Below are 20,241 nucleotides of genomic sequence, written 5' to 3' on the forward strand. Positions count from 1 at the left end.
GGCTGTCTCTTATGCAGAGCTCTGCTTAAGGGATGGCCTCATTTGTGTTATCCGTTACAGCTTAATAGCAAGCCAGCAGGCTTCAATGGTCTGCTGAATCTGCTGCTCATTCAGCGGATATTTTCCGTCCAAGTAGCCTTTGATGACAGCAATTAATATCCCGTAGATCAGCTGATAGCACAGACAAACATTCATTTCCCGGATGATTCCCTGCCGCTGTCCTTCTTCAATGATGGAGAATATCTCTAAGGTTGAGGGAGCCGGCGTGTTCCGCAAGTCCTCGGAAATATAGGGCGAGGAGCAATAGTTCTCTGTGAAATCAACCTCTTTGGGGTATTGAAGCGAATAGTTAGCCGTATTCTTCAGAAGGCTCTTCACACGCTCATAGATGGTTAAGCCGGGGTCATAGCCGTTCATGACGAACTCATTTTTATGTATGCGGACTTTATGGTACAACTCATTGACCAGCTGCTCCTTGTTCTCGAAATAATGGTAGAATGTGCTGGAGCCTACATTGGCCCTCTTGAATATTTTGGCGAAAGTAACAGATTGTAAGCCTTCTTCAGTAATTAAATCAAGGGTTGCCTGAAGAATATCATCTCGTTTACCCATCATTACACCTCACTAGCGGAAAAATCATTCTATAAAATAGTACATCCCCTGCAAGGAAATGTCAATTATCAGAATGTCTATTCCGCTGCAAAGTGGAAAAAAGATAGAATTTGTGGTGAAATAGACAATAAAAGAACTATATTTTTGTCTAAATTAGGAAAAATGGAATTTTCGTTCTGAATTTATTTGAAGTTTGATTTTCTTCCTTTTAGAATATCAATAGAATAAATATTCTATTTCTTAAGCATATAAATGGATTGCTAATACAAGCAATCCAATTGACTTTTAGACCATTAGGCTTTATCTTAGTACAGGGTTTACCTAGAGTCAGCAGAAGAGAGACAGGGAGTGGGAGTATGGCTATGGAACAGGCAATGTTTGCCGGAGGCTGCTTCTGGTGCATGGTTACGCCGTTCGAAGAGCTTCCCGGAATTCACGGGATTGTATCGGGATACGCCGGAGGAACGGTAGAGAACCCTACTTATGAGCAGGTGAAGACCGGTACAACCGGTCACTACGAGGTGGTTCAGATCACTTATGACCCTGAATTATTCCCTTACGAGCAGCTGCTTGCGCTATTCTGGCCGCAGATTGACCCGACGGATGACGGCGGACAGTTTCAGGACCGGGGTACGCAGTACCGCACGGCGGTATTCTATTATACGGAAGAGCAGCGGCTGGCTGCACTGGCTTCCCGGGAGCAGGTGGCGGTCAGCGGCAGATTCGAGCTTCCGGTGGTGACGGAGATTCTGCCTGCGCCGGTATTCTATCCGGCAGAAGACTATCATCAGGACTATCATAAGAAGAATCCGAAGCATTATAAAGAGGACCGTGAGCAATCCGGACGGGATACCTTTATTTCGCAGCACTGGGAATAGTGAATACGAGATGGAAGCCTACAAAAGCCTTTAATGACCAGGCGTCTGGGAATTAAGGGCTTTTTGCTATTTTTGCAGCACCGTGCGGGTTAAGCTATAGATAATTATGCCTAAAACCAAAATATGGGAACCTGAATCCGAAATTCCGTGCCTACTCAATTGCCGATTGTGCAACTATAATCATATTTGTAAACGGATACAAGCATTGGTAATTCTGGTTCTGATGCAGGCGGGAATAGGGGGGAGGTAGCAGGGTACGGGTACAGAGGATAGAATAAGCGGCTTGGCGAAATACAGAATGCTCTACAGCTCCTGCAGTTGAAGGGAAGTACTGCAATGCCAATATAATTCAGGAGGAATCTAAGAATGTCCAAAAAATGGTTAATGACGATGCTTGCGTTCGTGCTTCTGCTCTCTTGCCTGCCTTTGTTCAATTCCAAAGCAGCCGCAGCTGATTATACCCAAGGTGTAGATCTGTCGGGAACCTCAGCTACCATCTGGTTCAAATCTACAGTCAGTACCAGCTGGACCGATGTGCATTACAAGGTGAACTCGGGAACCCAGCTAAACTACCGAATGACTTATAACAACAGTAAATCGCGTTATGAGCAGGTGGTTACAGGCGTCGCCAGCGGCACAGCACTCTCGTACTTCTTCACCTACAACAATGGGACTCCGGCTTATGATACCGGCTGGTTCAACTACACTGCGGGAACCGCGCCCACTGCAGCGCCGACTACTCCGCCTTCCGGGTCTTCCGGTTCCATCTATTCTATCGCTGCCTCTTCTATTCCGACACCGCCGGGAGGCTCCGTGTCTGTCAAAGTCATGAACGGAACGGGAGGCGCTTACCCTGATAACCAGGTCTATTGGGGCGTCATCGGTATCAATCCGGCTAACGGAAAATGGAGTTATCTGGATCTTAGCGGCAATCTCATTCCGATCTCGAATGCGCTGAATAATGCTTCCGGCCATCTGACCAAGAACGGGGTCAACTATGCCAATATTTATCATACGGTTAGCCAGACCAGCTGGGTGACGCTGCCCAAAATCACCTCCGGCCGCATGTTCCTAAGTGTTGGCACGCCGTTGTATATTAAGACCTATGATGACGGCTTTGCCGGACCGGATATTGATAATCCGACCGATCCTAACCGTAATCTCTATTTCGACTTCGTTGAATTCACGGTGGATGCTACAGGCTACCATGGCAATACGACCCGTGTCGATGCATTCGGCTTCCCGGTCCAGCACCGGCTGGTAGGCTTGTCCGGCGGCTATGACAAGACGGTAGGCGAGCTGGAATCAGAGACGCGCGCTGGAATCTTCAGCAAATACCAGAATGAAGTGCCGTCCGCCTTCAAATCGCTGGGTACCGATCAGGCGCCTTACCGGATCATCGCTCCTGTCCATGGTTCGTTCAAAGCCGGCGGGGCCAACGGCAATTATTTCGCAGGCTATGTCAGCTATAGCACCCAGGATATTCTCCGTAACGATGGCTCGCTTATCGATGCTGCCACCGGCGCTGCGATTAACCGCCATGTCTACACCACTAGTAACTGGAACAATGTAGCTAACTATTACAATGCGGCTCCCGCCAACTTTTATGCAAAATTCTGGCATGACCACAGCATCAGCGGGCTGGCTTACGGCTTCCCGTATGACGATGTCAACGGCCAGGCGTCTTACCTGGAAGTCGGTGACCCCAAAGGCCTGATTATCCGCGTGGGCTGGTAAGCACGTAAGCCACAGGTAAAGGAAAACTACGATTTTACAATAGAGGCGCCCCGTAAGCCAGATAATGGCTGAATGGGTGCCTTCTTGTGTGTGCAGTGATTATCGGCGCGGAGAAGCCTGTGGAAAATAAACAGGAAGCAAGGTATGATGGATAGCAATTACACACGAAGGGAGCATCCGGAAGAGATGAAGGACAGCTTGAAGCACATCTTATTTGATCTGGACGGCACACTAACCGATCCCAAGGAAGGTATTACCAAAAGCGTGGAGTATGCGCTCAACCAATTCAGCATTGAGGTGGAGCATCCTGACTTGCTGATTCCGTACATAGGTCCGCCGCTATATGATTCTTTTATCGAAATTCAGGGCTTTACGGCGGAGGCAGCGGCACAGGCTGTAGAGTTCTACCGGGAGCGTTACCGGACGTTGGGGATGTTCGAGAACCATGTGATTCCAGGCATTCCAGACCTGCTGGAGAGCTTGAGGAGTAAGGGATTCGAGCTGTATGTGGCGACCTCCAAGCCTATTGTGTTCGCTGAGCAGATCCTCCGGCATTACGAACTGGACGGGTTCTTCAAGTATGCGGCCGGCAGCAACCTGGATGGCACAAGATCGAAGAAGCGCGAGGTCATTCAGCATGTGCTGGAGGAGAATAATCTTCTTGCTTCGCATTCGCTGATGATCGGGGACCGGGAGCATGACATCATCGGGGCCAAAGCCTGCGGTGTAGCCTCTGTGGGCGTGTTATTCGGCTATGGTTCAGAGGAGGAGTTATCGGCGGCCGGTGCGGATTATATTGCGCATACGGTGGAAGAAGTAGAGGATATTATTCAGCGGTTGCAGCGGAATGAGCTCGGTGGGTAAGGCCCACGGGCTGAGGGATTAAGGGAGTTAAAGTTAAAGGAATTAAGCGGTCAAGCGGGAAGCGGATTTTAAGTTTTTTTCTGCGAAGTATTGACTTCTGGCGAAGACCGTGCGTATTATGTAACCAGCAACACCATAACCAAGGCAATGACCAGAGACAGGATATCCCGTGAGGACTGACCAGAGAGAGAAGTGCAAGGTGAGAGCTTCTTACAGAGACCAGCCGGATGTTACCCCTCTATAGCCGTGACACTGAACCCTCCTGCTGTTAGCGAGGCTGTAAATGTCACCGCCCCATCCCCGTTAACGGATGCCATGAGGATTGTACTGATCACGTTTCCGCCGAACAGCCGGGGGTGAAGTGACGTATAGTCGAATTAGGGTGGAACCACGAGCTTAGACGCACTCGTCCCTTTCCGGGATGAGATGCGTTTTTTTGTGTTCACATATACGATTATACACTGAAGAAATGGAGGCCATAATCATGGAGATTCAAGTGCAGCTGCCGGATGGAGCAAATAGGAGGTATTCGCGTAACACCACAATTGCGCAGATTGCGGAGTCGATTAGCGTAAGTCTAAGGAAGAATGCAGTAGCTGGCAAAATCGATGGCAGACTCGTTGACCTTGATTGTCCGGTTGAAGGGGACAGCCTCGTGGAGATCGTGTCAGCGGACAGCAGCGACGGGCTGATGATTCACAGACACAGCACAGCCCATGTGATGGCCCAGGCGATCAAACGGATCTATGGAGAACGGAACGTGAAGCTGGGCATTGGTCCAGTGATCGAGGACGGCTTCTATTACGATATAGATATTGAACAACCCCTGTCCAGCGAGGATCTTGCTGCGATTGAGCGGGAGATGGGGAAGATCATCAAGGAGAACCTGCCGATCCGGCGCCGGGTGGTCAGCCGGGCGGAAGCGGTGCAGTACTTTGAACAGTCGGAAGAGCCGCTGAAGCTGGAACTGATCCGGGATCTGCCGGAGGACGCGGTCATCAGCCTGTATGAGCAAGGCGAATTCACGGACCTGTGCCGGGGGCCGCATCTGCCCTCCACTGGCCGGATTAAGGCGTTCAAGCTGCTAAGTGTAGCAGGTGCCTACTGGCGCGGAGATGCTGACAATCAGGTGCTCCAACGGATATATGGCACAGCCTTCCTGAGCGCTGCGGCACTTGAAGAGCATCTGCATCTGCTGGAGGAAGCGAAGAAACGGGATCACCGCAAGCTGGGCAAGGAGCTGGGCTTGTTCATGTTCTCCGAGGAAGCGCCGGGCATGCCGTTCTACCTGGCCAAAGGGATGCTGATACGCACAGCGCTGGAGGATTTCTCCCGCAGGCTGCAGCGCGCGGACGGGTATGAGGAGGTCCGCTCGCCGCTGATGATGAACTGCCGTCTGTGGGAGCAATCCGGACACTGGGATCATTACAAGGACGAGATGTATTTCACTAAGGTGGATGAGACAGATTTTGCGCTGAAGCCGATGAACTGTCCCGGACATATGCTGATCTACAAGAACAGCCTCCGTTCCTACCGGGATCTGCCGATCCGCATTGCGGAATACGGCCAGGTTCACCGCCATGAATCCTCCGGCGCGCTGAACGGGATGATGCGGGTCCGGACTTTTTGCCAGGATGATGCCCATTTGTTCGTGCTGCCGGAGCAGATTGAATCCGAGATCTCGCGGGTGCTGGAGCTGATCGATCAGTTCTATTCTATCTTCGGATTCGAGTACAAGGTCGAGCTGTCTACACGCCCGGAGGACTATATGGGGTCCGAAGAGCTCTGGGATCAGGCGGAGGAGTCGCTTGCGCGGGTGCTGAAGAATAACGGAATCGAGTACCGGGTGAATGAAGGAGATGGCGCTTTTTACGGGCCGAAGATCGATTTCCATGTCCTCGATGCCCTGAAGCGGAGCTGGCAATGCGGTACGATTCAACTGGATTTCCAGATGCCTGAGAAGTTCGACCTGACTTACATTGGCGAAGATAACAACAAGCATCGTCCGGTTGTCATTCATCGTGCCGTGTTCGGCTCCATTGACCGGTTCATGGGTATTCTTACAGAGCACTATAGCGGGGCGTTCCCGCTGTGGCTGTCTCCGGTGCAGGTCAAGCTGCTGCCAGTCTCTGTGGTTCATGATGAGTATGCCGAGCAGGTCAGAAGACAGCTGGCGGCAGCCGGACTGCGGGTGGAGGTGGATTCCCGGAATGAGAAGCTGGGCTACAGAATCCGTGAAGCGCAGCTGGAGAAAATCCCTTATATGCTGGTGCTGGGAGATCAGGAGCAGAATGACGGAACAATCTCGGTACGAAGCCGTGCGGAGAACGCACTGTCCACGCTGAGGGCGCAGGAATTCATTCAGCAATTGACTGCCAGGATTGACAGATGGGAATAAATCGCTTCATATATAACAGGTGAAAAGCTAACAGGTAAAAAGATATAGGGGGAAATCAGTTGACAGCAATAGAAACAGGGCAGCTTGCAGGTAGCGTAATCCGGCTTGTGCCTTTGACGGCAGAGCATAAGCCTGAGCTTAAGAAGCTGCTGCACAATCCGCTGATCTGGGAGTACACCTGGAGACGGATCAGCTCAGAGGAACAGGCAGGACAACTGGTGGATACGGCTCTGGCGAATCAGGCGGCAGGCAAGGATATGCCTTATGTGATGGTGGAGCAGGCATCCGGCCGGATCGTAGGGACTACGCGGTTGATGCATCTGGACGGTACGCATCGCAATGCAGAGACCGGCTGCACCTGGATCTCACCGGACTATTGGAGAACTGCGGTGAATACGGAGTCGAAGCTGCTTTTGCTGCAACATGCCTTCGAGGTGCTGGGGCTGATCCGGGTGGACTTCTCCATTGTCAGTCACAACCTGCGCTCCCAGCGGGCCATTGAGCGGATTGGAGCGGTCCGGGAGGGCGTCCTGCGCAAGCATCGTATTACCGCTGACGGGGCTGTTATGGACAATGTGCTGTACAGCATTATCGATGAGGAATGGCCTGCGGTGAAGAAGAATCTGCAATATCTGGTGAATGAGAAATATAAATAGCGGTTGATATGGTGTGTTGTAAAGTAGTGCTTTAACATAGAGGGGTCCCTGCGCGGGCTCCTCTATTTATTTTGCAAATAGCCATATCTATGAAACATTGATATAATAGAATGACATGAGAATAGAAACATACATTCCCATTATCTCGGGGTTCTGAGCATGAACAAACCGTCTATATTTGTATGTTCCGGCCCAACCTTCACCCTGCGGTGCGGATTTGGGTTTATGTTATGTTGTAGGGAAATTATGAAGTGATGGCGAGGTTGGCTAGAGGATGAACTGGAATGATTTCGGAGAACGGAACAAGCGGCTGAATCCCTTATGGAGTCTGGGCGCAGGCATGAATCTGGGTGAGCTGCAGCCGTATAAGGAAATGATTGCGCTTAGTGTGCTGCTGCAGGTCTATTATCTGGAGCTGGAATCGAATGAACAGCGGGCCAGGGAGGATCTGGTGGATCTGGCCTGGAGCTCGCTGGAGCGATTCGGCATAGAGAAGCTCGGCAGCCCGGAATCGGTCGAGCGGCTGGTGGACGGACTGCTGTGGAGCGGCAGCGGCGGAGATTTCGAGGCCCATTATTATGATGACCATACCCGGCAGATCGGGGTCCAGAAATACAAGTATTTCACTGTGGACGAGGATGCTACGCGTATCAGCTGGGAGGAGAACGGGACGACCATTTACCGGCTCTCCGAGTATGCGATGGAGCTGATCTTCATGAGCCACGAGATTATCGATGAGTTCCAGGTCAGCATCAAGCTGCTGGAGATTCAGATGCATATCAAGCATGGACGGGTTACCCGGGCGATGCAGGATGTGAATGAGCTGATCTCCCGCGTGCGCAAAATGACCCAGCAGCAGCAGGAATACCGTAATGCCCTGCGCCGTAATCCGAAGCATATCTTCAGCGAATACGGCACTCAGCGGCACGAGCGGCTGGAGGAGATCCATCAGCAGTTTGACGAGGAACGCAAGCATTTCGATAATATCCACCGCTCGCTGGCCCGGCTGGCCAATGATGAGAAGGATGTCATTGATTTCAATGAACTGCGTCAGCTCTCCGAGCGGGTGGAGCTGTCCCGGCGGGTGCATGACGAGCTGGCCGAGGTCGTGCTGAGCATCTTCGAAGCGGAGACGAATCTGCGGCTGAACTTCCCGGAATTATTCTGGGGAGCAGCGGGCTTTAACTTCCGCACCCATGTGTGGGAGGAATGGGTGAAGCCCGAAGGTCTGCGGGACGGGGATAGCCTGGAGACGCTGATCAGCGGGCTGTTCTCGCCCAGCCAGGATTTCATCTATCCGCTGGCCTGGGCCTGGGAAGAGCAGGAGGTTGGCTTCCTGCCGGAGGATACGCCGGATGTGACGGAGGAAGCCGGGGAAGAAGAGGACATCCATTATGTGCCCAGAGATATTCCCTGGACCGAGGTATGTGAACTGTGGCTGCCCGTCATTGCCGGAGTGGCTGCGCAGGGCAGCTTCACCTTCACTGCGGAGGCATTCACGGAGCAGGAGCAGCGGCGCTGGGCGGATTGTCCGGATGCCGTGGATTTGTGGGTGCAATTTTTCCATACCGTAATTACTGTCGAGGAGCAGGAAGCGGAAGGCCATGGCGTCGCGGACGAGTGCCAGAAGCTGCTTCAGCGGCTGATGCTGGACCACCCGGAGCTTGCGGTGTTGCGCGGCTTAAGGCTGCGGACTACCATCTCTTCGCAGCAGCAGGGCAGCATCCGTATCCCTGGTCTTGAGATCAGCCCTTATACCATTACTATAGTAGAGAAGTGAGATGATTCGGATATGAGTTATTCCTTAGAGCAAGTTCAGCAGGCTTCCCGGCTGTTCTTCGACCTGCTTCGGCGCAAGGTGATTCCGCTGGATGATCCCGCTGCCGCCGAATGTCTGCAGGATACCGCCGCCTATGATGCCCTGCAATATGTAGCCAAAGAAGCCGGCTGCCGGATTATGAATTCCGGTCACCGCCTGCACCTGCTCGTGAGTCCGATCGGCTCCGGGTTCGCCAGCAACTTCACTCAGCTGCGTAATAAATATTCACGGATTGAGCGTAAGACGCATCTACATATCATTAACGTTATTATCCTTGTCTTCCTGGCGGAGATGGATCAGGATGAGCAGCACTTCAAGCCGGGACAGGACAGCATGTCTTACATACAACTGTCGGATCAGGTATCCGAGTTGTTCCAAGGCTGGATTGGCATGGATGAAGACGGCAGCTTCAGCAAGCAGTGGCGGCTGGATATCCAGGCGATGCACAGAGTGTGGACCAGCCTCTATATGCAGACCCGCAGCCAGGAGGAGGGCGATTCGCTGACCCGCGGTGCAGGCTCCCGGATTGGCCTCATTCACGAAGGAATGAAGCTGCTGGAGGAGGAGCATCTGGTGTTCATTTCCGAGCATGAGAAGCGGATCTTCCCCCGGGAAGAGCTGTACGAGCGGATGCGTTATCTCTACCATGATGTGGACCGGTACAAAGAGCTGAAGGCTCTGATTGGCCGCACACTGAGCGAACAGGAGGGTGAAGCCTATGCCGCGCATTGAGCGAATCCGCATCGCCGGACTGAAATACGAGAAGATGCTGAAGAAATATGAGGATATGATCCTCGATCTGTGTAATGAAGAAGGCCCGGCCAATACCCTGATTACGCTGATGAACGGCGGGGGGAAGGGCGTGCTGCTGCAGTCGATTTTCCAGTTGCTGATGCCTAGAGCCGCCTGGGGTAAGGATAATGAGAACCAGGTCGAGGCCTTCTTCCATAATCACAAAAAACAGCTGAAGCCCTACACCTTCCACGTGGCCATCGAATGGCGGCTCGACGATAAGGAGCGGACGGAGTATGTCACCACCGGGATCGCGATGACAGCCCAGCATTCCATGGACCAGCTTGAGATCAAAGTGGATTATCTGCTATACGCGCTGCTGAAATATGAGGAGACGGCTGAGCTTACACTCTCCACCCTGCCTTTGTACGATCATGAGCTGAATACGCCCGCGAGCTTCGAAGCGATTCAGCAGTTTGTGCGGGAACGGCGGGGTGAGATTAATGTCTACGGCAGCAGCAGCTCCGATCTGAAGAAATACTATGCCTACCTGGCTGACCATGATATCCATATTGATGAATGGCGCAATATGCGCAGAATCAACGGGGAAGAGGGCGGCATCAAGGGCTATTTCCAGAAAAATGACGCTTTCACCAATCATAATCTCTTCGAGCGGCTGATTATTCCAGAGATCGGTTCCAGTCTGGGAGGGAGCCTGCGCGAGGATGAAGGCTCGCTTCAGCGGATGTTCGTGGACACCGCTACGGTTGCACAGCGGCTGCCGATGCTGGAGCAGCGGGAGCGCGCTTTTGCCGAGTTCACCTCTCTTGCGGCTCCTCTGTATGAAGCGGTGAAGCTCGGAACGGAGGCGGACCTCAGCTTCCGGGAGACAGAGAGGCTGGGAGCGCAGCTCTATACCGTTATTCATGATGAACTGAAGCAAGCGGAAGACAAGCGCCGCATAACGGGGGATGAGCTGGCCGGACATTATCTGGAAGCGAAGACGCTCAGATTCGAGAGCGATAATCTGAAGTACCTGCGGCTGAAGGAAGACCATGACGGCAAGCAGGAGCACTTCAGAGTGGTCTCTGATAATCAGACACGGGCCAAGCAACGTCTGGAAGAATCCAAGCAGCGGGAGAAGTCGCTGGAGGTCGCCCATTATCTGGCCCGGCGCAAGCTGCAGCTCCGCCAGATGGAGCAGTGGCAGAAGGAGATTGAAGCCATCGAAGGGTCGCTTGCGATTAAGGAGCGCCAAGAGGTGATTCAAAGCGCCAAGCAGGAGCTGCGGGCACAGTGGGAGCAGGTCTACCGGCTATGGCAGGCGAAGAGCCTGTTCTACAGCGGACAGCAGCATTCCCATGCAGCGGAAGAACAGATTCTGCGCAAGGGGAGGGAGGAATTGCTGCTGGAGCTTGGCAGACTGGACGGGAAGCTCCAGGAATTAACAGCCATGATCCGTCAGTATACAGAGGATCTGGGTGTGTTCGCTTCCCGCCACGGACAGGAAGCCGCCCACTCACCGGCAGCCGCCCTACAGCGGACGCTGATTGCGGCCAGGGGGCTGACTGAGCAGATTGAGGCTTTGAACGAACAGCGTAAGACCGCTGAAGACCAGAAGCTGCTCCTGCATACGCAGCATACCCGGCTGACTGAGAAGCTGCTGGGGGCCGAGGCTCAGGCTGAGGAGCTGACCGGACGCATCGAAGCGCAGATGAACAAGGAATCACAGCTCTGGTCACAGCTCGTAGTGCTGCTGGAGATGTATGACGAGCATCAGCGCTTAGGCGCGACAGCTCTATTCGAAGCGAAGCCTCTAATCCAGGAGCGGTTCATTCGCAGTCTGGAGGATACCGAGCAGCAGACGAAGCGGCTGCGGCGGGATTATTATCAGCAGCTGCTGGATGTTGAGCTACAGCAGGAAGCCTACTGGCTGCCTAACCATGATATTGTAACGGTGAAGGATACGCTGGATGCCCTCAAGATTAGTTCTATGACTGGCACCATGTATCTGAACGATCAGCCTTATCTGGTCCGCGAGGAGGAGCTGGAACGCCATCCGCTGCTTCCTTACGGCCTGATTGTCACGAAGCGTGAAGCGGCTAAGCTGCAGCCGGAGCTGCTTAAGGAGCTTCTGCTTAAGGCTCCGGTCCCGGTCTTCGTGCGTGAGGAGATGGCGGAGGGCGGTAGAGACGCCTTCCTGCTGCTGGCCCATCAAGGGCCGCAAATGGTCTTGCAGCCGGATCATTTTCAGGAGTGGAAGCGGGGGATGGCCTCCAGACTCCGTGAGCAGGAGGAGGAGCTTCAGGCGGAGGAAGCGTATCTTGCCAAGCTGAGAAGCGCCCGGCAGGAATATGAACGCCTGCATCAAGGCGAGCATACCGCAAGTCTGCGGAGCAGACAGAAGAGTGCGGAGACCCTGCTGCAGCAGCTTCGCAGCCAGCTGAATGAAATGAACGCAGAACAGGTACGCTATGAGGAGGTTCTGGCTGGAATTTCCAGAGACCTGTCAGCCTGTGAAGCGGAGAAGTCCGAGCAGGAGACCCGGGCGGCGGCACTGCGGGAGTGGAGTGAGCGGAGCCGGAAGTACGAGCAGAGCTATACAGACAAGCAAAAATCTGTGGAGCAGAAGAATAATCTCAGCAAAGAGATTACGGTTAAGGACCAGCAGCTCGCCCGGCTGAAGGCGGAGATGGACAGCCTCGCCTTGCAACGTGAGAAATGGATCGGGGATGCACGTTATTCCGTATTCCCGCGGCTGCAGAATTGGTTCCCGGACATAGAGTTCCCCGGAGAAGCTGCGGGTGCGAAGGTTCAGGATGTGAATGCTGAGGCGGATCAAGCAGCTGCCGATGAAGTGCTGAATGAGACGGTGCAGGACAAGCTGCTGCAGGTGCTCAGTACGGTCGAGAGTCTTCAGCAGTCGCTAAGCCAGAACGAGCTGGAGATCCGCACCAGAACAGCCCAGATCAAGGCGGCCAGAGAACAGCTGGCTGAGCTGGAAGCTGCGGTGCAGCAGGTAGATGCCGGATGGCCGTCTGCCCCTGAGCCGCAGGAGTCACCGGATATGATTCAGTCCGCCAGAGTCCGCCAGAAGAGTGACACGATGATCTTGGACGAGGACTATCAGCAGCTCCGTGATTCCTTTATCCGCTGTCAGACCGAGCTTGACAGCCTGCGCAAGGAGCTGGGCAAGTCCGAGAAGGCGATCAAGGAGAAGCATGAGCGGACGGTAGAGCTGTGGCATGAGCCTCTGGAACAGAAGGAGGAAGAGATCAGTCTGCGGGTCCGGGAGAATGAGCATCTGCTGAATACCAGTAAGCAGATGCTGGCTTCCATGGATCAATGGCTGCTCGTTCTCGGCAATCAGAGCCGGATCATGGATACTCATGTCGAGCACCGTGTGCCTCTTCGGGAGGTGCCGGAAGAATTGCAGCTGAGTGTACGGGAGAGCTGCGAGACGCTGGTGGAGGACTGGCTGCAGCGCAGCAAGGAGAGCCGCAGCCAGCGGGCAGATATCTCCCGCAAGGTGAAGGAAGAGAAGACTGACCTAAGCGGCAAGGTAGCCAAGTCCGGCTGGAATGCAGAGCTTGAGACTAAGATTCAGGAACGCCTGAACAATGTTCACTGGGATGATTTCGCTATCGCCTTACAGGTGCTGGATTCGATGCTTCAGAGCTCACGCGATCAGATGGAGAGCATCCGCAGCGATAAAGAGGATATGGAGCTGTCCCGCAAGCTGTGGGTAGGCCGTGCAGCCAAGCGTGTGGTGCAGATCGTTGATATTCTGAAGCGGATGGAACGCCGGATGATCATTCACAATGAGAACGGCCATGCCTTCCCGCTGGTTAAGCTGAATTACAAGAATATTAACGTTCCACGGACGACCGATGACATCGAACCGCTGGTCAGCGAGTACTTCAACCGCTGCATCAGCAGCCTGCTTGAGCGGTTCCCGAAGATGGAGCAGGTTCCGGCTTCAGCTGTCAGAGAGCTGATTAACGATGGACGCATGGTGTACGCGGCGCTGCAGAACCGCTTCCCGGTGTTGCAGGTGTATAAGCCGGTGACGGAGAATTACTTCCTGTATGCCGCTCCCGAGGACTATCATTATTCCGATTGGGAGGTTATCAACCGCGGCGCGCTGGATGAGGCGGTAGGCAGCGGCGGACAACGCCAGTCTGTTCAATTGCTGGTGGCGATGATGATCATGACCCACAAGCGTGTTAACCGGGAAAATAAAGGCTGGACGGTCTTCCTGTACGATAACCCGTTCGGTGAGATGGTCTCGAATAACGTGCTTGACCCGGTCTTCGAGATTTCGAAGGCGCTGAAGTTCCAGTGGCTGATCGTCACGCCGCCGGAGCTGGTCAAGAATGATGTCAGCATCCGCTTCGGCGTGTACTGGCAGCTGTATTTTGGCGGAGATAAAGGGGATGCCCTGGATTCGACCCTGATCAAAGGCGGCCGCAAGCTGATCCCGGCTTCATTATTCTAGAAATAGAAGCATCACTGGGTAACCCTACAAATCATAGAGACAGGTGGTAGTGTGATTATGATGAATCTAAAGTCAACAACGAAATTAGCTAACGGTGTAGAAATGCCATGGTTCGGGCTGGGCGTATTCAAGGTACAAGAGGGCCAGGAGGTTATTGATTCGGTCAAAGCAGCCATCAAGGCCGGTTATAGAAGTATTGATACCGCATCCGTATATGGAAATGAAGAAGGGGTCGGACAGGCTATCCGTGAATCGGGAGTGGCACGTGAGGAGCTGTTCATCACCACCAAGGTATGGAATACAGAGCAGGGCTATGATTCTACGCTGGCTGCATTTGACCAGAGCTTAAGCAAGCTGGGACTGGATTATGCCGATCTGTATCTGGTACACTGGCCGATCCGGGCCAAATACAAAGATACCTGGCGTGCCCTTGAGAAGCTGTATGCAGACGGTAAAGTCCGGGCCATCGGGGTATCCAACTTCCAGATCGATCATCTGGAGGATCTGCTGGCAGACGCCACCGTGAAGCCGATGGTCAACCAGGTGGAGCTGCATCCGCTGCTTAACCAGCAAGAGCTCCGCGAATATTGCAAGGCGCAGGGCATTCAGATTGAAGCCTGGGCCCCGCTGGCCCAAGGTCATCTGCTGGACAATGAGGTACTTGCTGATATTGCAGCCCGACACCACAAAACACTGCCGCAGGTGATCCTGCGCTGGGATCTGCAGAACGGAATCGTGACGATTCCGAAGTCGGTCAAGGCGGAGCGGATTATTGCGAATGCCGATATTTTTGACTTCGAGCTGTCAGAAGAGGAGATCAGCCGGATCAACGGCCTGAACCGCGATCAGCGCTTCGGCTCTCACCCGGACCGGTTTAATAACGAGTAAGCCCGGCAGACTCTTTTGAATAATTACTAGATTCGGACATACACATAAGAGAGATGGAACTATACGTCCATCCCGTGCGTAACCGATATAGTAATAGAAGAGATTTGAGAAGCCGGAGGGGATTTCATGAAGCGTGCAAGAATACTGCAAACAGTGCTGACCGGTATGCTGATCATTATGCTGCTGCCGTTCATTCCGGGGAAGGCGGAGGCGGCAGTACCGGCTCATTCGGAAGCCTTCTATGTGAATGACTACGCGAACGTGATTGATGAGAAGACCGAGAATTACATGGTCAACTATGGGGTGAAGCTCTATCAGGAGACCGGGGCGCAGGTAGTGCTGGTTACGGTGAATTCGACGAACGGCGTATCTATGGAGAAATATGCGACCTCGCTGTTCAATTCATGGGGAGTCGGCTCTGCGGACAAGAATAACGGACTTCTGCTGCTGCTCTCCATTAAGGACGATGATTACTGGGCCGTTCCCGGCAAGGGACTGGAGACTGAGCTGAACAGTGGTGTGATCTCGAAGATTCTCTCGGCATCGCTGGAGCCGGACTTCGCTGCCAAAAAGTATAGCGCCGGTGCCCATAAAACCTATGGCTCCTTGATTCAGAAGCTCGGCGGAAGCTACTCGGAAACGCTAGGCACCCGAAGCTATGTGTCGGACAATGCCGGAATCTTCCCGCAAGTTACCAAGGATTATCTGAATCAGTCGAGTAACCGTTACGCGGCTACCACCGGGAGCGGAATCTATGTGGTAACTGTTAAGAATACTGGCGGCAAGAGCCTGCAGGATTACACCTATGCGAAGTTCGCCGGTGTTGCTGCCGGACCCAGAGATGTGATGCTGGTACTGGATATCGGCGGAGATAACTATCATGTGCTACAGGGCAAGTCGATCGATAGAGTGCTGACGAATGAGCGGATCAGCGGGATTCTGAATACGGTGCTGGAGCCTAAATTCGCGGCAAAAGATTACGCTGGCGGCGTGGTGGGGACGGCGAATGCCTTCTACAGCTTTTTCCTGGCCCGGGCAGATGCTGCTTCGGGACAAGCCGCAGGCAGCTCCACATCCGCAGCAGCCTCTACTGTCAGCAAAGCCCCTGTGACAGCGAAGGAACCTGTGAAGCTGGTGCCTGTCTCCAGATCGAAGGGGATGATGATTCTCGGGATTTTCCTGGTTCTTGTCGCGCTAATCAGTCTCGCGGCTGCCGCGCGCAACCGTTATGTTGCCCGTTACGGGATACGGATAAATCCGCATAACCCGCGCAATATCCGGCGTTATGGCGCTTGGACCGGCCAGCCCGGTTATGGCTACAGCCAGAGAAGAAGATACCGGCGGCCGCACCATCACTCTTCCTCGGGGAGCAGCTCATCCAGCTCCAGCAGTTTCTGGGGCAGTAACTCGGGGGGCGGAGGTTCTTCGAGCGGTGGCGGAGCGGGGCGGTATTCCTCGCGTGACGATGACGATGATGACCGGAATCGTGGCGGTGGCGGATACTCGGGCGGCGGTGGAGCCGGCCGTTATTCCTCCAACGATGACGACGATGATAGCAACTCTGGCGGAGGCGGCAGTGCTAGCAGCGGTGGCGGTGTAGGCAGACACGGTTAATCCGGGTCGCTCAGCCGCTAAGCTGTGCTAGAGTTAGCGTGAAGCCGTGCAGGAATGCACGGCTTTTTTTCAAAAGCACAGTCCAGCTGGAAAGGAATGATTGACTTTATGAGTACATCTATCACGGTCCGCCGGATGAAGTCCGAGGATATTACATGGATACATGAAGGGCTGGCCCCGCATGATGTCAGCAAACCGGTAGCGTATATTGAACAGTGTTGGAAGGAGAACGAAGGGGAGAAGCGGCTTACGCTGGTAGCCCTTCGTGGGAAAGAGTTTGCAGGCTGGGGACATATCGTGTATACGTCACACTATCCTTATTTTGCAGAGAATCATATTCCAGAGATTCAGAATCTTGATGTGATTTCTACCCTGCGGAAATCCGGTATTGGCAGTGTGCTGATGGACGCTCTCGAAGCAGAAGCATTCGCCAGATTTGACACGGTTGGCATTGGTTTCGGATTGTATGACAGCTATGGTACGGCCCAAAGGCTGTACATCAAGCGGGGCTATGTCCCGGATGGCCGGGGACTCATGTATGACAACCTGCCCGCTGTTCCAGGAAGTCAGGTGCGGGTGGATGATGATCTGACATTATATTTGACAAAATCAAGGTAGAGCACGAATTGCCATTGTTACAGCGGCAGTCAGGGACGTTAATGTCCGGGCTGCCGCTGTTAGTTTTTTTTAGATTTCAGCATCATAGCGTACCATAAATTCAGGAACTAATTCAGGATTTGTCATAAGCGCCACCGATTCATTCTCTAATTCCTCTGCCAGCTCATCGTCGGTCATGGATACAAAGAAGGTAATGTCCTCTTTGGTTTGATTATATTTTGTGAATACATCGTCCTTGGTTTCATTAACAACCTTGGCAATGATGTTGACCATTTCATCTTTATATTGGTATACATTATCCTCAGCATATAAAAAACGGCTGATATGATTAAAATGCGAATGCTCACCATATTGAAATTCGGAAATTCCCCATTTGTAATAAAGCTCTGTTTCAGCATCATCACATAAGCCTTCACTTGTCATATCGGCAATATGTCTGGCAAGGGATTGCTCTGTATTGACCGCAAGGAACAGAGTGACAAAGTCGCTATCTGTACCGACTGCGCAGACATATACCTTCTCTTGTGCTACTTCCGCCAATATAGCTTCAAGGTCAGCCACAAACCCCTCGCGAATCCGTTGTTCAAATTCAGTTAGAAAAGCGTTCATTATAACCCTCCTTATATTATGATTTAGTATAACTTCACTTATAGAATAGTGGCGTTACGTATAGGAATGCAAGCAGCTGCCTTTATCTCCGGTTTGCCTCTGTCAGCGCATTCTCCCTGATTGTATTCAACTCCTCCACACTGAACAATCCGGCCCGGTACAGATTAACGAACTCGTCCGACACACTCTGGTCAAAAATAATCATATCATCCGTATTCACCGTGACTGTGACGCCATAATCATAGAGCTTGCGGATGGGATGTGACCCATAATCAGGCACCCGGGAGAGTAGAACATTGCTGGTGGGGCAGATATTCAGTTGGATGTGATGGTCGGCCAGCCAGTTCATGATCTCTGGAGAACCTGCGGCTGCGATGCCATGCTGAACCTGATCGAGCTCCAGTTCCTCTACCGCTTTTTTTACCAGATCAGATGTACCAAATTCCCCTACATGCGCTTTGAGAATCAGCCCTTTCGCCTTCGCTATGCGGAACGCCTGCTTAAACCCCGGAACAGCAGACTCATCGCCAAAAATATCGAGTGATCTAAAGTAGTTATACTCCAGATATTGTTCGAGCCTCTCAATGGTTTCTTGGATTGGTGTATGAGTAAGAAAGGCAAGCTCCGGCACAAAATGAATCTCCGGCGCAACCCGCTGATGGATGCCCTGAATGGTATGGATCAGTGTTGCTATAGAGCCGTCAAACCACTCTTCTTCTCCCATCGTCACACTCATATGCAGCAATTGAACACCGTCGGTCTTCGCTTGGACAAAAGCGGCCTCAATCCGCTTCTCATACCCGATTCGTCCAGGCAGCAAAGGCTTGATATAGCGGGTATTCCAGCAGTTCATCTCCCCAAGATTCTTAAATGTTGGACATTCCGGTATAGCCGTATCGCACCAAGCTGTGATGTAACGTTTGTTGCCACCCCGGGTGATATGGTTGTGCAGATCGCCTTTGGGTATTTGCCGCATCAACTCCCGATTGTTCTGCTCCAAGGCTGTGATGAATTGCTGTTTCATGCCGCTGTCCTCCTATGTTTTAATTGGGCCGGCCTGCGCTTATATGAACTAGTTTACAGTTTCTGGACAGAGTTAAACAAACTGAAACTTTTAAATCAGAGATTTCGTCTATCATGGAAGTTGTGAGTTTATAGACTTAACCATTATCAGTATGTTAGGGAGGATTTCAGAAGTGAGCTCTTTACCACAACGTTCTACTGTCCGCAAGAAGAAGACACCGGCGCGCAAGCGCAAGAAAAGAGGTTTCTTCCGCACACTCTTCAGGGTGTTCATGGTCTGTTTCATTCTGGTTATAGCAGCCGGAGGCTGGCTCTATTTCGCACCGTCGGCCCAGAATACACGCTTCCTGATCGCAGATACGCTGATTACAACTCAACACCGGCACTGGGCCAAATATATTATCGGCGAAGAGGAACTGAAGCACCGCGTCAGTGATTATACCAAGCGCTTCGAGGAGATGGGCGACGAGGTTGATACCCATGAGATCAAGCCTGAGCCTGTAAAGGAAGCCGAACATACACCGCTCGTCCAGATTGAAGAAGTCACGGGCAGCGGCTATAGCGGCTATGTCATGATTGTGAACGATCCCAAGAAGGTGCGCCTGGGTGTGCCGGGCAAAATCGGCTCCGGGGAGAAGGTATCCAGCATGGTGGCACGGACAGGGGCTATCGCCGGGGTGAACGGCGGCGGCTTCGCCGATCCGAACTGGAAGGGCAATGGCTTCAAGCCGATCGGCCTGGTGATCTCGCAAGGGAAGCTGTTCTACAATGGACTGGGCGGCAAGAAATCCACTCAGATTGTCGGCATCGATAAAGAAGGCAAAATGGTCGCCGGAAACTATACCTTGGATCAGCTCAGCAAGATGGGGGTGCAGGAGGCGGTTTCTTTTCAGCCACGGATTATTGTGAACGGTAAAGGCCAGATTAAGAATGCCGCCGAAGGCTGGGGCATCGCGCCAAGAACAGCAATGGGCCAACGGGCGGACGGTGCGCTCCTCTTCGTAGTGATTGACGGACGGCAGCCGGGCTACAGCATCGGGGCGAACCTGTATGATGTGCAGCAGATTATGCTGAAGCATGGGGCGGTCATTGCGGCCAATCTGGACGGGGGATCTTCGACGGTGCTGGTGAAGGACAACGAGATTGTCAACAAGCCCTCTTCGCAGTATGGGGAGCGTTACTTGCCGACGGCATTCCTGGTATTCGATGACCCCGAGAACGCGAAGATCAAGAATATCTGGGAAGGGCTGGACCCGGCCAAGATCGACGCAGGCAAGAAGCGCACTCAGTAGCAT

At 52.9% G+C, this 20,241-nt stretch carries 15 protein-coding genes; 12 read left to right on the plus strand and 3 right to left on the minus strand.

The features are described from left to right. Positions 1-54 precede the first annotated feature (54 nt). Positions 55-615 carry a TetR/AcrR family transcriptional regulator gene (locus tag MKX51_RS14125; protein WP_339256514.1) on the minus strand — a complete coding sequence of 187 codons (561 nt, stop codon included), beginning with the start codon at positions 613-615 and terminating at the stop codon, positions 55-57. Positions 616-974: 359 nt separating this feature from the next. On the opposite strand from MKX51_RS14125, the gene msrA reads away from it, so the two are divergent. From msrA to MKX51_RS14180, 11 genes are all read left to right on the plus strand, one after another. Then, a complete protein-coding gene (msrA, locus tag MKX51_RS14130) occupies positions 975-1,490 on the plus strand; it encodes a peptide-methionine (S)-S-oxide reductase MsrA (RefSeq protein ID WP_340995610.1) in 516 nt (171 codons plus the stop codon). Between the two features lie 366 nt (positions 1,491-1,856). After that, entirely contained in the window at positions 1,857-3,227 is a 1,371-nt protein-coding gene (locus MKX51_RS14135; protein WP_339256518.1) for a glycoside hydrolase family 64 protein, read from the plus strand. Between the two features lie 144 nt (positions 3,228-3,371). After that, positions 3,372-4,091, plus strand: coding sequence for an HAD family hydrolase (locus MKX51_RS14140; RefSeq protein ID WP_340992797.1), 720 nt, complete (start codon positions 3,372-3,374; stop codon positions 4,089-4,091). A 484-nt stretch (positions 4,092-4,575) separates the two neighbouring features. Beyond that, positions 4,576-6,489, plus strand: a complete 1,914-nt coding sequence (gene thrS, locus MKX51_RS14145) for a threonine--tRNA ligase (protein ID WP_340992798.1) — start codon at positions 4,576-4,578, stop codon at positions 6,487-6,489. Between the two features lie 59 nt (positions 6,490-6,548). Continuing rightward, positions 6,549-7,145: a GNAT family N-acetyltransferase gene (locus tag MKX51_RS14150; RefSeq protein ID WP_340992799.1), complete on the plus strand. Its 597-nt coding sequence runs from the start codon at positions 6,549-6,551 to the stop codon at positions 7,143-7,145. Positions 7,146-7,419: 274 nt separating this feature from the next. Continuing rightward, positions 7,420-8,925 (plus strand): hypothetical protein, encoded by a 1,506-nt coding sequence (locus MKX51_RS14155; RefSeq protein ID WP_340992800.1) that lies wholly within the window; start codon positions 7,420-7,422, stop codon positions 8,923-8,925. Between the two features lie 12 nt (positions 8,926-8,937). Next, positions 8,938-9,696: a DUF6063 family protein gene (locus tag MKX51_RS14160; RefSeq protein WP_340992801.1), complete on the plus strand. Its 759-nt coding sequence runs from the start codon at positions 8,938-8,940 to the stop codon at positions 9,694-9,696. Continuing rightward, a complete protein-coding gene (locus tag MKX51_RS14165; protein WP_340992802.1) occupies positions 9,683-14,194 on the plus strand; it encodes a hypothetical protein in 4,512 nt (1,503 codons plus the stop codon). The genes MKX51_RS14160 and MKX51_RS14165 overlap by 14 nt, the downstream gene beginning before the upstream one ends. A gap of 57 nt (positions 14,195-14,251) precedes the next feature. Further along, positions 14,252-15,082: an aldo/keto reductase gene (locus MKX51_RS14170; RefSeq protein ID WP_445322007.1), complete on the plus strand. Its 831-nt coding sequence runs from the start codon at positions 14,252-14,254 to the stop codon at positions 15,080-15,082. 126 nt (positions 15,083-15,208) lie between these two features. Continuing rightward, entirely contained in the window at positions 15,209-16,696 is a 1,488-nt protein-coding gene (locus MKX51_RS14175) for a TPM domain-containing protein (protein WP_340992803.1), read from the plus strand. Between the two features lie 108 nt (positions 16,697-16,804). Continuing rightward, complete coding sequence (locus MKX51_RS14180; RefSeq protein ID WP_340992804.1) at positions 16,805-17,314, plus strand: GNAT family N-acetyltransferase; 510 nt, start codon at positions 16,805-16,807, stop codon at positions 17,312-17,314. 69 nt (positions 17,315-17,383) lie between these two features. On the opposite strand, the gene MKX51_RS14185 is transcribed toward MKX51_RS14180, so the two are convergent. Further along, a complete protein-coding gene (locus MKX51_RS14185; RefSeq protein ID WP_340992805.1) occupies positions 17,384-17,923 on the minus strand; it encodes a DUF4303 domain-containing protein in 540 nt (179 codons plus the stop codon). 82 nt (positions 17,924-18,005) lie between these two features. Continuing rightward, positions 18,006-18,947 (minus strand): hypothetical protein, encoded by a 942-nt coding sequence (locus MKX51_RS14190; protein ID WP_340992806.1) that lies wholly within the window; start codon positions 18,945-18,947, stop codon positions 18,006-18,008. Positions 18,948-19,098: 151 nt separating this feature from the next. On the opposite strand from MKX51_RS14190, the gene MKX51_RS14195 reads away from it, so the two are divergent. After that, entirely contained in the window at positions 19,099-20,238 is a 1,140-nt protein-coding gene (locus MKX51_RS14195; RefSeq protein WP_340992807.1) for a phosphodiester glycosidase family protein, read from the plus strand. The last annotated feature ends 3 nt before the right edge of the window (positions 20,239-20,241 follow it).

The organism is Paenibacillus sp. FSL M7-0420 (assembly GCF_038002345.1).
GTDB lineage: Bacteria > Bacillota > Bacilli > Paenibacillales > Paenibacillaceae > Paenibacillus_AQ.